The sequence below is a fragment of the Achromobacter sp. 1011811831 genome, assembly GCF_059760905.1.
In genome coordinates this window covers 49,471-61,424 of sequence record NZ_JCBANG010000032.1, presented here as the reverse complement: position 1 = coordinate 61,424, position 11,954 = coordinate 49,471, and the positions used below count along the sequence as shown (strand labels likewise).

Here is an 11,954-nt window from a genome sequence, read left to right as displayed (position 1 = left end):
GCGCAGCATCGCGCGGGCCGCCGGAGACCATCATGAGTTTTGCCGATATCTGGTTGTTCCTGCAGCAGGGGGTGCTGTCGGGACTGGTGACGGGCAGCGTGTACGCGCTGCTGGCCGTCGCCGTCGTCATCGTATTCAAGACCACCGACGTGCCGAATTTCGCCCAGGGCGAGATCTTCATGGTCGGGGGCTACATCGCATTGTTCCTGACCCTGGTGCTGGGCTGGCCCTACCTGGTCGTGATTGCTGTCACGCTGCTGGCGGTGGCCGTCGTGGCCGCGCTGTTCCAGCGCGTGGTGATGGAGCGCGTGATCGCGTCCAAGGGCGTGGGCGTGCAGCTGGTGATCGCCACGCTGGGCCTGGCCTACGCGCTCAAGGGCCTGGTGCGCCAGAGCGGCCTGGGCGACACGCCGCGCTCGCTGCCGCCGCTGGCGCCCACCGACGCCATCATCATCGGCGACGCCGTGTTGACCCAGCTGGACCTGGTGATCTTCGCCGTGGCGGTGGCCGTGATGCTGCTGCTGTTCTGCATGTTCCGCTATACCCGCGTCGGCCGCGCCATGCGCGCCGTCGGCATGAATCCCAAGGCGGCGCGCCTGACCGGCGTGAACCTGGCCCGCATCCGCATGCTGGTGTGGGCGCTGGCCGGCCTGATCTCGTCCGTGGCGGCCCTGCTCATCACGCCCAAGATCCTGATCACCCCTGACATCGGCCACATCGCCATCCTGGCCTATGCGGCGGCCATCGTGGGCGGCATCACCAGCCTGCCCGGCGCCGTGGTCGGCGGCTTCGTGATCGGCGTGGCCGAGAACCTGGTGGGCCTGTTCATTTCCACCAACGCCATCGTGGTCGCGCCCTTCGTCGCCATCATGGTCGTGCTGCTGCTGCGTCCGCAAGGCCTGCTGGGCGGCAAACTGCAGGTGAAGAAAGTATGAAAACCAACCGCATCGACCACGCCCTGCTGGCGCTGATGGCCATCGCGCTGGCCGCGCTGCCCTTCTTCGCCAGCGGCTATGTCATCTACGTCGTCAACCTGCTGCTGGTGTTCGTGGTGCTGGCCCTGGGCCTGCACCTGGTCATCGGCGAGACCGGCCAGTTCGCGCTGTCGCACGCCGCCTTCTACGGCGTGGGCATCTACACGGCCGGGCTGATCAACAACCTCTGGCATCCGCCCTTCTTCGTCTCCATCGTGGCCGGCGGCCTGCTGGCCGCCCTCATGGGCTATGTGATCGGCGCGCTGGCGCTGCGCATGCGCGACATCTACCTGGCGCTGTCCACCTTCGCCTTCGGCGAGGCCATGCAGTGGGTGTTCCTGAACTGGGATGCCGTCACCAATGGCTCGAACGGTTTCCGCATCTCGCCGGCCACGCTGCTCGGCTACGAGCTGGTGTCGGACATCAAGGCCTATCCCTTCGTCGTGCTGATCGCCGCGCTGCTGCTGTGGACCACCGTGCTGCTGTCGCGCTCGCAGCTGGGCTCGGCGTTCCGCGCGGTGCGCGAGAGCGACGTGGCGGCGCAGGCCATGGGCGTGAACGTCAACGCGGTCAAGCGCGCGGCCTTCACGCTGTCGGCGGCCTATGCCGGCATCGCCGGCGGCATGTACACGCTGTTCGCCTCCTTCATCCACCCCGAAAGCCTGGGCTTCCAGACCACCATCCTGATCCTGACCATGGTGGTGGTGGGCGGCATCGGCTCGGTGCGCGGCGCCATCGCCGGCGCGCTGATCTTCGGCCTGATCTCGGAACTGCTGCGCCAGGCGCTGTCGTTCCAGGAAATCATCTATGGCGTGATCCTGATGGGCTTCATGATGTTCGCTCCCAAGGGGCTGTTCGCCGGCCGCCAGGGCGCGCGCCGCGCGGCGGCGTCCGCCGTGGTTGCCGCCAAGACCAAGCAAGGGAGCGCCGCATGAGCCAGCACCCCCACCTCGAGGTGCAGGGCCTGACCGTCAAGTTCGGCGGCCTGACCGCGATCAACGGCCTGTCCATGCAGGTCGAGCGCGGCCGCATCCACGCGCTGATCGGCCCGAACGGCGCCGGCAAGTCCACCACCTTCAACTGCATCTCGCGCTACTACCGGCCCACCAGCGGCCGCATCAGCTTCGACGGCGCCGACATCACGCGCAAGAAGCCGCATGAAATGGCCGCGCTGGGCGTGGCGCGCACCTTCCAGAACCTGGAACTGTTCGGCGCGCTGTCGGTGCGCGAGAACGCGCTGCTGGGCACCTACGCGCACGGCGCGGCCACGGCCGGCGCGCTGCTGCGCCCCGCCGGCGCCGAGGCGCGCGAGCGCGTCGAGCACCTGCTTGAGCGCGTCGGCCTGGCAGACTTCCTGGATACGCCAGCGTGCAGCCTGGACTTCGGCCGCCAGAAAATGCTGGAACTGGCCCGCGCGCTGGCGATCTCGCCCAAGCTGCTGCTGCTGGACGAGCCCGCCGCCGGCCTGCGCAACCGCGAGATCGAGACGCTGGACCGCCTGCTGACCGAGCTGTGCGAACGCGACGGCATCACCGTGCTGCTGGTCGAGCACGTGATGCAGCTGGTCATGTCGATCTCGGATCGCATCACGGTCATGTCCTTCGGCGAGAAGATCGCCGAGGGCACGCCCGCGGAGGTGCGCAGCAACCCCCGCGTCATCGAAGCCTATCTGGGCAAGGGAGCCGCCGGTGGCTGACTATCTGCTTGAAGTCGAGGCGGTATCGGCCGCCTACGGCAATATCCGCGCCCTGCAGGACGTGTCGCTGAAGGTGCCGCAAGGCGCCATCGTGGCGCTGCTGGGCGCCAACGGCGCGGGCAAGTCCACCACGCTGAACGTGATCTCGCGCCTGGTCGCGCCCACCGCTGGCAGCGTGCGCTTCGCCGGCGAGGCCATCCACCGCCTGCCGGCCGAAGCCATCGTCGGACGCGGCATCGTGCAGGTGCCCGAGGGCCGCGAGATCTTCCGCGACATGAGCGTGCGCGAGAACCTGGAAATGGGCGCCTACCTGCGGCGCGACCGCGGCGCCATCAAGGGCGACCTGGACATCGTCTGCGACACCTTCCCCCGGCTGCGCGAGCGCCTGGAGCAGAAGGCCGCGACGCTGTCCGGCGGCGAGCAGCAGATGCTGGCGACCGGCCGCGCCATGATGGCGCGGCCCCGCATGATCCTGCTGGACGAGCCGTCCATGGGGCTGTCGCCGCTGGTGGTGGAGCAGATCTTCGAGATCATCCTGCGCCTGAACCGCGAGCAGGGCATCACGATCCTGCTGGTGGAACAGAACGTGAAGCTGGCGCTGTCGGTGTCCAGCTACGCCTACATCCTGGAGAACGGCGAGCTGGCGCTCGAAGGCGAATCCGCCGCGCTGGCCGAGGACGAGGCCGTGCAGAAGGCGTATCTAGGCTAGTCCCCCGAAGCGCCTGCGGCGCCTCCCCCCAAGGGGGCGCCGCGACGGACCGGCGGAGCCGGATCCGTGCGGCCTCGCCTGGGGAGGACTGCGGCATGCGGCGCGCGGCGCCTTGGGTGACGGTATTGAAGTGGGTGCCTGGATCGGGAGAAACGAGATGACGTCGATGCAAGACAAGCTGGTATTGGTGACGGGCGCCGGGCGCGGGCTGGGCGCGGCGATCGCGGCGGGCTTCGCGCGCGAGGGCGCGCGGCTGATCGTCGCGGACCTGGACGCGGCGCTGGCGGCCGCCAGCGCCCAGGCCATCCGCGATGCCGGCGGCCGCGCCGTCGAGGCCACGCTGGATGTCACCGACGCCGCAGCGGTGCGCGCCTTCGCCGCCGATTGCGCGGCGCGCCACGGCAATATCGACGTGCTGGTCAACAACGCCGGCATCTCCGCGCGCGCCGCCTTCGACGATCCCCGGACGCCCGAGATCTGGGACCGCGTCATGGGCGTGAACCTGCAGGGCGCGTTCAACGTCACGCATGCCTTCGTCGAGCAGCTCAAGGCCGCGCGCGGCGCCATCGTCAACCTGTGCTCCATCGTCGCCTACGGCTGCGGCATCTCGACCACCGGCTACGTGGTGTCCAAGGGCGGCGTGCGCTCCTTCACCGAAGTGCTGGCGCGCGACTTGGCGCCGCACGGCGTGCGGGTCAACGCCGTGGCGCCCGGCCTGATGGAAACCGACATGACGGCCGGCCAGCGCGCCCAGGACCACGGCACCGACTGGTACATGCGCCGCGCCCCCATGGCGCGCGCCGGCCGCGTCGACGAGATCGTCGGCCCGGTCCTGTTCCTGGCCTCGGACATGGCCAGCTATGTGAACGGCGTGGTGCTGCCCGTGGACGGCGGCTACCTGGCCGTATAGGAGACATCATGAACGCAACGAGTCCGGCGCGGCCGGCGGCCGACGAGCCAAGGGCCTGCCCCGGCAAGGCCCTGGTCACCGGCGGCGCCAGCGGCATGGGGCTGGCCATCGTCGAGCGGCTGGCGCGCGACGGCTACGCCGTCATCATGGCCGACCGCAACGGCGAGCTGGCCGCGCGCGAAGCCGCCGCGCTGCGCGCGCAAGGCCTGGACGTGGACCATCGCATCGTCGACCTGGCCGACGAGGCCGCCACCCGCGCGCTGGCGCGGGAACTGGCGCCGCTGGCCGCGCTGGTCAACAACGCCGGGCTGTTCGACGAGCGCAAGTTCTTCGACGTATCCAGCGACGACTACCGCCGCATGTACGAGGTGAACCTGCTGGCCGTGGCGACGCTGACGCAGGAAGCCGCGCGCGACATGGCGCCCGGCGGCAAGATCGTGAACATCGCCTCGCGCGCCTACCTGGGCGCGAAGAACCATCCCCACTACGTGGCCTCGAAGGCCGCGCTGGTGGGCTATACCCGCGCCTCGGCCATGGAACTGGCGCCGCGCGGCATCCTGGTCAATGCGATCGCGCCCGGCCTGATCGACACGCCGCTGCTGCGCAACCTGTCGCCCGAGCGGCTGGCCGCGCAGCTGGCGCTGCAGCCCACGGGCCGCGCCGGGCAACCGCAAGACATCGCCAATGCCGTGTCCTTCCTGGCCGCGCCGCACATGGACTTCATCACAGGCCAGGTCATTTTCGTGGACGGCGGCAAATCGCTGGGCGGATCGGGAGCATGAGCAGCATGGAAGGCATCAAATGGGACCTGGAGGTCGACGCGCTGGTCGTCGGCTCCGGCGCGGGCGGCATGGCCGCCGCGCTGACGGCGCGCGAGGAAGGGCTGGACGTGCTGCTGGTCGAGAAGACCGACCGCATCGGCGGCTCCACCGCCATCTCCGGCGGCGCGCTGTGGATCCCGCTGAACGCGCAGAGCGAGGGCGCGGGCCATCCCGACACCTTCGAGCAGGTCTGGACCTATCTGCAGCAGACCGTGGGCGCCGCGTCTTCCGACGCGATGAAGCGCGCCTACCTGGAAGCCGGACCGCGCATGATGGACTACCTGGTCGAGCGCGGCCACTTGCAGGTGGCCGCGCGCACCGCCTCGCCCGACTACTACCCGGACCGCCCCGGCGCCGCCATGGGCGGACGCTCGCTGGACCCGGTGGAGTTCGACGGCCGCAAGCTCGGCGCGAAGTTCCGCGAGCTGCGCGACCCGCTCAAGGAATTCACCGTGCTGGGCGGCATGATGGTCAACATCACCGACGTGCGGCACCTGCTGCGCGCCACCCGCTCGTTCACGGCCTGGCGCCACAGCATGAAGCTGGTGCTGCGCTACGCCGCCGACCGCCTCGGCGGCCGCCATCGCGGCACGCGGCTGCTGCTGGGCAACGCGCTGGCGGCGCAGCTGTTCCACGGCCTGATCCAGCGCGGCATCCCCTATTGGCTGAACACCGCCGCGCGGACGCTGCACCGCGACGCCGACGGCCGCGTGCTGGGCCTGGCCGTGACGCGCGAGGGCAAGACGCTGAACCTCCGCGCGCGCCGAGGCGTGGTCATGGCCACCGGCGGCTTTCCGTGGGACGCGAAGCGGCGCGAGCAGACCTATCCCAAGCCCGCCGGCCTGTGGTCCATGTCGCCGCGCGACAACGCCGGCGACGGCATCCGCCTGGCCGAGCACGCCGGCGCGGCAATGGGCAGCGGCTACGCCAGCCCCGCGTTCTGGGCGCCGGTGTCGGTGCTGGAACGCGCCGGCCAGCCGCCGCTGCACTATCCGCATCTGGTGTGGGACCGCGCCAAGCCCGGCCTGATCGCCGTCAATGCCCAGGGCGAGCGCTTCGTCAATGAATCGACCTCGTACCATGAGTTCGTGCAGGCCATGCAGCGCTCGCCGGCCGACGCCGTCCCGGCCTTCCTGGTCTGCGGCCAGCGCTTCATCGACACCTGGGGCCTGGGCCTGGCCCTGCCCGGCGGACGCCCCCGCCAGCACCTGATCGACGCCGGCTATCTGCTGCAGGCGCCGACGCTGGCCGAGCTGGCCGGCCACCTGGGCGTGCCCGCCGACAAGCTGCAAGCCACCGTCGCGCGCCACGACACGCACGCGGCACAGGGCCAGGACCCCGACTTCGGCAAGGGCAGCACGGCCTACAACCGCTACCTGGGCGATCCCGAACACCAGCCCAACCCGTGCCTGGCGCCGCTGGGCGATGGCCCCTACTACGCGGTCAAGGTCTACCCCGGCGACATCGGCACCGCCTGCGGCATCGCCGCCAACGAACACGCCCAGGCGGTCGACGCCGCCGGCCAGCCCATCGCAGGCCTGTACGTGGCGGGCAACGACATGCAATCCGTGATGGGCGGCGCCTACCCGGCACCCGGCATCACCCTGGGCCCGGCCCTGACCTTCGGCTGGGTGGCCGGACGCCACCTGGCCAGCGCGACTTCCTGACGCCAGCAACCGACAAGGATCCTTCCATGAAAATCTATTTCTCCCCCGCCTCTCCCTTCGTGCGCAAATGCCTGGTGGCCGCGCATGAACTCGGCTTGGCCGATCGCATCGAGAAGCTGCCCAGCGCGGCCGGCCCGGTCGCGCGCGACCAGACCATCATCGCCAGCAACCCGCTGGGCCAGGTGCCGACCTTCTTCACCGACGACGGCCAGGTGCTGTACGACAGCCGCGTGATCTGCGAATACCTGAACGTCCTGGGCGGCGGCGCGCTGTTCCCGGCCGAAGGCAAGCCGCGCTGGCAAGCGCTGACGGAACAATCGCTGGGCGACGGCATGCTGGGCGCCGCGCTGCTGGCCCGCTACGAAACCGTGCTGCGCCCCGAGGCGCTGCGCTGGGACGGCTGGTACGAAGGCCAGATGGGCAAGGTACGCGACGGCCTGGCGCTGCTGGAACAGAACACCGCCGCGCTGGCGCAACGCGTGGACATCGGCACCATCACCATCGGCTGCGCGCTGGGCTACCTGGACTTCCGCTATCCCGACTACGACTGGCGCGCCGGCTTCCCCGCCGTGGCCGCGTGGTTCGCCGCGTTCAACCAGCGCCCGTCCATGCAGGCCACGCTGCCGCACGCCTGAGCGCGGCGCTCCGCTTTTTTAGGGCGGGCCGCGAGGACTGGGGATTCCCGCCGGGCCCCGGGCCGGACGCCCGCCTGGTACGGCGCCTATCGGGCCGCCGCTGGGCCCCTGGCGCAAGCCAGGGGCATTTTTTCGTTCATGCGTCCGGCAGCCGCCGCCATGAAGCTGGAAAACACCTGACGCGCCGCCCGGTCAGACTGGCCCGGGGCAAGACTGCGCTATGCTGCGATGCGCCGACTTCGGCCATACTCAGCCGGCCCCCTATCCCGCAAGCAGGAACCGCTTCCATGAAACGCCTTTTGACGCTCGTCCTGTTCGCCGCCGCCCTGCCCGCCCACGCGGGCTGCCCCGCGCCGGAACAATGGGCGCGCGACTTCCATAAGACGCACGCCGACTTCTATTCCGGTCCGCCACGCCTGGACCGCGCGCTGTACACGCCCGCCTTCGGCGCCGCGCTGCAGCGCGAGTGGAACTACGCCAAGGGCGAGGTCGGTCATCTGGACTATGACCCGTGGCTGGGCGCCCAGGACGGCGACATGGCCCCGCCCTTTGTCTTCGAAGTGGAGTCGGAGGCCAAGGACTCGGCGGTGGTGGCCATGCGCTACGGCTTCGTGCTGGACCCAGGCGCCAAGCCCGCCAAGCATGCGGTGCATCTGGTGCTGAAGAAGGAAGCGCAGCAATGCTGGCGCCTGGACGACTTCATCACGCCTCTTGGCGACTCGCTGATGCGGCTGTATGCGCCCGAACCGGACGCCGGCGCCACCGACAAGACCGCAGGGGCGCGCTGACCCGGGCCGCCGCGAGGCCCTGCCGGCGCCCCGCCGCATTCATCGCGCACGCTGATCCCGCCCCGACGCCACGCGGCGCATGACGCCGGCCGCAGGACAGGAGTACATTGGACTTGCCTGGCCGGGCGGAACTCTCGCCCCGCCGGCACGCTCCAAGCCTTCAGTCTCGGATGCCCAGGGAGCCCCGCATGAACATCGCCGCGATCTCGCCCGTGCCCCGCGTCGCCGCTCCGTATCCGGCGCGCATCCCCCTGCTGGACGACACCCGCCCGGTCTGGGAAACCGAATTCGCCGCCCGCCAGGCGCAACGCGCCGCGCAGTTGCGGGCGGGCCGCAATGCGCAGCCCGTCGCCAACGCGCGCATCGCGCAAGTCCCGGCAGGCGACGGACGCGCCGATGCCGCCACGGCCACAACGCCGCGCGCGCCAGCCCTAGCCGCCACGCCGGCACCACCTACCGTCGATGTCGACCTGCTGCGCGACCAGCACGCGGATTTCCGCATGCGCCAGGCGATCGACGACTTCATCGCCGCGCCCGCCCAGCCGTCCGCCAATGGCGCGCAGGACCTGGGCACCATCGCCGGCCTGGCGCCGCTGCAACCCTACCGCGTCGCCATGGGCAATCCGCAGGTCCAGGAATTGCAGACGGCCGTGGCATTGAAGGCCGCCGGCCTGGGCATCCCGAAGGTCGCCAACATCGGCCCCGTCGAGAACGCCACCGACAACGCGCGCTACCGTCCCGGCGCGCGGACCTAGCCGCCGCCCCTGGCCCTGGCCGCAACGGGTCGGCCGCGGCGTGGCCGGTGAGCGCCCGGCCCGTCATCGCACAACAAGACGCATGAAAAAAACCACCCAAAGGGTGGCTTCTTTCATCGAGGCAACGCGCCGCTTCAGTGGAAGAACTCGGCGATCATCGTCGCGCCCAGGAAGGTGCCGGCGTTGGCGGCCAGCGACACGACCACGATCTTCCAGCCCAGCTTGCGGAAGGCGGGCAGGTCCTTGAGGATGGACAGGCCGGCCATCGCCAGGATCACGGTGGTGAAGGGCAGGAAGTTGACCTTGCCCACCAGCGCGATGATCTGCTCGGAGTACGGCAGCACGCCGGGGCAGCCGGCGGTCATGGCCAGCACCGACAGCACGAACACGGCCGGCAGCTTGGGAATCACGCGCAGCAGCAGGTCGGTCAGCACCACCAGCGCCAGGATGATGAGCATGCCCGGCAGCGCGTCCAGGATCGGCACCTTGTAGCCGAACTGGTTGCCCACCAGCGCGAACAGGCCGCAGACCGCATAGGCGGTGAGGCGGTCGCCGAAGCCCAGCTTGGAGCCATGTGCGGGCGTCTCATCGGCCGTGGCATCGGCGGCGACGGTCTCGTCGGCCTTGGCGCGCGAGAAACGGCCCAGCACCGGCTCGAGCTTGCCGTACAGCCAGATGGTGGTCGGCAGCGAGATGAACAGCGTGAAATACACGCCCACGACGGTGGTCAGCAGGTTGGCGGCGGCGGCCAGCGCGGCCACCTGGTGCGCCATTTCCGGCGTCTGCTGCGAAGCGATGGCGCCCACGCCGGCGGCCATCATGCTGCCCGAGCCCACGCCCGCGCCCATGGCCAGCGAACGCGGATCGAAGATGTTCAGGCTGGTGATGAAGCCGGCCAGCAGCGCCACGAACAGCGCGCCGATCACGGTGCCGGTGATGTACTCGGCCATCACGCCACGGCCTTCCGGCGAGTTCATGCCGTAGCGCTCGCCGATGATGGCCAGGCTGGGCTCTCGGCCCACCGAGAAGGTGGCGCCGATGGCCTCGCGCTTGATGCCCAGCAGCAGCGCCAGCGGCAGGCCCACGGCCATGGTGCCGAAGAAGTGGCCGAATTCCTGGAACACCAGGGCCCAGCCCGCTTCGCGCACCTGCGGCAGCGCGCCGCCCACCATCAGGCCGAGCTTGGCCAGGAAGGGCAGCAGCGCGTATTGCAGGTAGCCGCTGATGCGCGTCTGCATGGCGGTATCCACGCCAGCGCCTGCGGGCAGGCGCTGGCCCAGGGCCGCGACCACCGCGCCGATGAAGATGGCCCAGAGCATGGGCTGCAGCACGATCTTGCCCGGACCGACCGCGAAGGTCATGCTGCCGATGGCCTCGGAAATGAGCACCACCATCAGGATGACGACAAGCATGCGGATGCGGCTGGACAGCGACATCGAAGGCGCGGCCAGGCTGGCGCTGGCGTGAGACATGGGATTCCCCTGGAGTACGTGAGTAGCTATTGGAAGAAAGCGGGCGGATCCGCGCGCGCATCCGCCGGCATCCGCCGCGTCCTCCGGGGACGCGCGCGAACGCGCAGGGGCGATTTTCGCCCCGCCCCCACCCCGCAACCATGACATCGCCCGCGCAGAAACGTTGCGTAAAATGCAACGGTTGAGTGTTTCCTGGGAATTTCTTGCACGAACAGCCAGGAAACCTGGGTAAACCCTTAAAGCAAGTGTGGGTTTGCCGCCGCACTCCCGCCCTTTCGACGCACGCCGCCCCCGCTCTAGCACCTGGATCCCGCCATGGACGAAACCCTGGACGCCCGCCGCACCCACTATTTCATGCAGGTCATGAGCCGAGGCTCGGTGCGCGGCGCGGCCGAGCTGCTGGACATGGACCCGTCCGCCGTCAGCCGGGCCATCGCCGCGCTGGAGCGCGACTGCGGCATGGCCCTGTTCGAGCGGCGCGGACGCGGCCTGGTGCCGACCGACGCCGGCCACATGCTGGCGCGCTACGTGAAACGGCAGCAGGACATCCAGGACAGCTTCTTCTCCGAGATCGACAGCCTGCGCAAGGCCGAGCGCGGCCATATCGACCTGGTGCTGGGCGAGGGCTTCGTGGAACTGATGTTCGACCGCGTGCTGCCGGGCTACTGGCGCAGCCATCCCGAGGTCACGCTGGACATCGACGTGGCGCGCACCTCCGAGATCGCGCAGCGCATCATCGACGACCAGGCCTATATCGGCCTGGTGTTCCAGCCGCCCAACGACGCGCGGCTGCGCACGCATTACTCGCGGCCCGAGCCCATCCGCGCCATCGTGCGCGACGACCACCCGCTCACCCGCCTGCGCCGGCCGCTGCTGCTGACCGACCTGGCCGACTATCCCGGCGCCGCCATGCAGGAAGGCTTCGGCGTGCGCCAGCACATCCAGGCCGCCGAGATCAGCGAGCAGGTACGGCTGCGCAACGTGCTGACCACTTCGTCCTTCAAGGCGCTGTGGCAGTTCGCCGCCACCGGCATCGGCTACGCGCTGACCCCGCCCATCGCCGTCACCGCCGACCTGCGCGCGCAGCGCCTGGCCAGCCTGCCGCTGTCCAATCCCATCCTGAACCAGGGCAGCCTGCAGGTGCTGAGCCGGGCCGGCCGCCATGTGTCCCCGGCCGCGCGCGAGCTGCTGGACCATATCGTGCGCGGCATCGCCCTGCCGGACGGCGCGCCATCTGCTACGCCCGATTGAGCCGCAGCTGCGCCTGCCGCGCGGCGCCGCGCCGGCCTACATTGCCCGGACGACATCACGACGGGAGCAGGACATGCGGGCTTTCTTGCGCACGGTCAAGACCGTGCTGTGGGGGTTTCTCGGGATACGCCGCAGGCGCGATTACGATGCCGACATCGCGGGCAACAAGCCCGGCCACGTCATCGCGACGGGGCTGCTGATGGCGGCCGTGCTGGTGGCCCTGCTGGTGGCGGCGGCACGCTGGGCGGTGCGCGCGGCGCTGTGAGGTCGGGTTAT

13 protein-coding genes are annotated in these 11,954 nt (G+C 70.0%); 12 read left to right on the top strand and 1 reads right to left on the bottom strand.

Annotated elements, in window-relative coordinates:
- The 10 genes from AC6LJ9_RS14470 to AC6LJ9_RS14425 all read left to right on the top strand — a co-directional run.
- Positions 1-935, top strand: a 935-nt coding sequence (locus AC6LJ9_RS14470; RefSeq protein ID WP_498148095.1) for a branched-chain amino acid ABC transporter permease, incomplete at its 5' end; no start/stop codon positions are given.
- Positions 932-1,909, top strand: a complete 978-nt coding sequence (locus AC6LJ9_RS14465; RefSeq protein WP_212319084.1) for a branched-chain amino acid ABC transporter permease — start codon at positions 932-934, stop codon at positions 1,907-1,909. The genes AC6LJ9_RS14470 and AC6LJ9_RS14465, both read left to right, overlap by 4 nt.
- Positions 1,906-2,670 (top strand): ABC transporter ATP-binding protein, encoded by a 765-nt coding sequence (locus AC6LJ9_RS14460; RefSeq protein ID WP_103271347.1) that lies wholly within the window; start codon positions 1,906-1,908, stop codon positions 2,668-2,670. Before AC6LJ9_RS14465 ends, AC6LJ9_RS14460 begins: the two co-directional genes overlap by 4 nt.
- Entirely contained in the window at positions 2,663-3,379 is a 717-nt protein-coding gene (locus tag AC6LJ9_RS14455) for an ABC transporter ATP-binding protein (protein WP_212319086.1), read from the top strand. The genes AC6LJ9_RS14460 and AC6LJ9_RS14455 overlap by 8 nt, the downstream gene beginning before the upstream one ends.
- Positions 3,380-3,536: 157 nt before the next feature.
- A complete protein-coding gene (locus tag AC6LJ9_RS14450) occupies positions 3,537-4,289 on the top strand; it encodes an SDR family NAD(P)-dependent oxidoreductase (protein ID WP_498148094.1) in 753 nt (250 codons plus the stop codon).
- A gap of 8 nt (positions 4,290-4,297) precedes the next feature.
- Positions 4,298-5,071: an SDR family NAD(P)-dependent oxidoreductase gene (locus AC6LJ9_RS14445; protein WP_498148093.1), complete on the top strand. Its 774-nt coding sequence runs from the start codon at positions 4,298-4,300 to the stop codon at positions 5,069-5,071.
- Between the two features lie 5 nt (positions 5,072-5,076).
- Complete coding sequence (locus tag AC6LJ9_RS14440; RefSeq protein ID WP_498148096.1) at positions 5,077-6,777, top strand: FAD-dependent oxidoreductase; 1,701 nt, start codon at positions 5,077-5,079, stop codon at positions 6,775-6,777.
- Positions 6,778-6,803: 26 nt separating this feature from the next.
- Positions 6,804-7,412, top strand: coding sequence for a glutathione S-transferase (locus AC6LJ9_RS14435; protein ID WP_212319092.1), 609 nt, complete (start codon positions 6,804-6,806; stop codon positions 7,410-7,412).
- A gap of 287 nt (positions 7,413-7,699) precedes the next feature.
- Positions 7,700-8,200: a YqhG/Tai3 family protein gene (locus AC6LJ9_RS14430; RefSeq protein WP_498148092.1), complete on the top strand. Its 501-nt coding sequence runs from the start codon at positions 7,700-7,702 to the stop codon at positions 8,198-8,200.
- A 188-nt stretch (positions 8,201-8,388) separates the two neighbouring features.
- Positions 8,389-8,955 (top strand): hypothetical protein, encoded by a 567-nt coding sequence (locus AC6LJ9_RS14425; RefSeq protein ID WP_498148091.1) that lies wholly within the window; start codon positions 8,389-8,391, stop codon positions 8,953-8,955.
- A 134-nt stretch (positions 8,956-9,089) separates the two neighbouring features.
- Here AC6LJ9_RS14425 and AC6LJ9_RS14420 read toward each other — a convergent pair whose 3' ends face one another.
- Positions 9,090-10,427: a DUF3100 domain-containing protein gene (locus tag AC6LJ9_RS14420; RefSeq protein WP_498148090.1), complete on the bottom strand. Its 1,338-nt coding sequence runs from the start codon at positions 10,425-10,427 to the stop codon at positions 9,090-9,092.
- A gap of 315 nt (positions 10,428-10,742) precedes the next feature.
- Between AC6LJ9_RS14420 and AC6LJ9_RS14415 the strand changes: the two genes are divergently transcribed.
- Together AC6LJ9_RS14415 and AC6LJ9_RS14410 are read left to right on the top strand one after the other, a co-directional pair.
- Complete coding sequence (locus AC6LJ9_RS14415) at positions 10,743-11,678, top strand: LysR family transcriptional regulator (protein ID WP_498148089.1); 936 nt, start codon at positions 10,743-10,745, stop codon at positions 11,676-11,678.
- A gap of 73 nt (positions 11,679-11,751) precedes the next feature.
- On the top strand, positions 11,752-11,943 hold the full coding sequence (locus AC6LJ9_RS14410) for a DUF2970 domain-containing protein (RefSeq protein WP_498148088.1): 192 nt from the start codon (positions 11,752-11,754) through the stop codon (positions 11,941-11,943).
- Positions 11,944-11,954: the final 11 nt, after the last annotated feature.

Excerpts from the sequence above, each read along its gene's own strand:
- AC6LJ9_RS14415 (WP_498148089.1), top strand. The coding sequence starts at position 10,743 with ATGGACGAAACCCTGGACGCCCGCCGCACCCACTATTTCATGCAGGTC.
- AC6LJ9_RS14450 (WP_498148094.1), top strand. The coding sequence starts at position 3,537 with ATGACGTCGATGCAAGACAAGCTGGTATTGGTGACGGGCGCCGGGCGC.
- AC6LJ9_RS14465 (WP_212319084.1), top strand. The coding sequence starts at position 932 with ATGAAAACCAACCGCATCGACCACGCCCTGCTGGCGCTGATGGCCATC.
- AC6LJ9_RS14410 (WP_498148088.1), top strand. The coding sequence starts at position 11,752 with ATGCGGGCTTTCTTGCGCACGGTCAAGACCGTGCTGTGGGGGTTTCTC.
- AC6LJ9_RS14420 (WP_498148090.1), bottom strand. The coding sequence starts at position 10,427 with ATGTCTCACGCCAGCGCCAGCCTGGCCGCGCCTTCGATGTCGCTGTCC.
- AC6LJ9_RS14425 (WP_498148091.1), top strand. The coding sequence starts at position 8,389 with ATGAACATCGCCGCGATCTCGCCCGTGCCCCGCGTCGCCGCTCCGTAT.
- AC6LJ9_RS14430 (WP_498148092.1), top strand. The coding sequence starts at position 7,700 with ATGAAACGCCTTTTGACGCTCGTCCTGTTCGCCGCCGCCCTGCCCGCC.
- AC6LJ9_RS14460 (WP_103271347.1), top strand. The coding sequence starts at position 1,906 with ATGAGCCAGCACCCCCACCTCGAGGTGCAGGGCCTGACCGTCAAGTTC.
- AC6LJ9_RS14435 (WP_212319092.1), top strand. The coding sequence starts at position 6,804 with ATGAAAATCTATTTCTCCCCCGCCTCTCCCTTCGTGCGCAAATGCCTG.
- AC6LJ9_RS14440 (WP_498148096.1), top strand. The coding sequence starts at position 5,077 with ATGGAAGGCATCAAATGGGACCTGGAGGTCGACGCGCTGGTCGTCGGC.
- AC6LJ9_RS14445 (WP_498148093.1), top strand. The coding sequence starts at position 4,298 with ATGAACGCAACGAGTCCGGCGCGGCCGGCGGCCGACGAGCCAAGGGCC.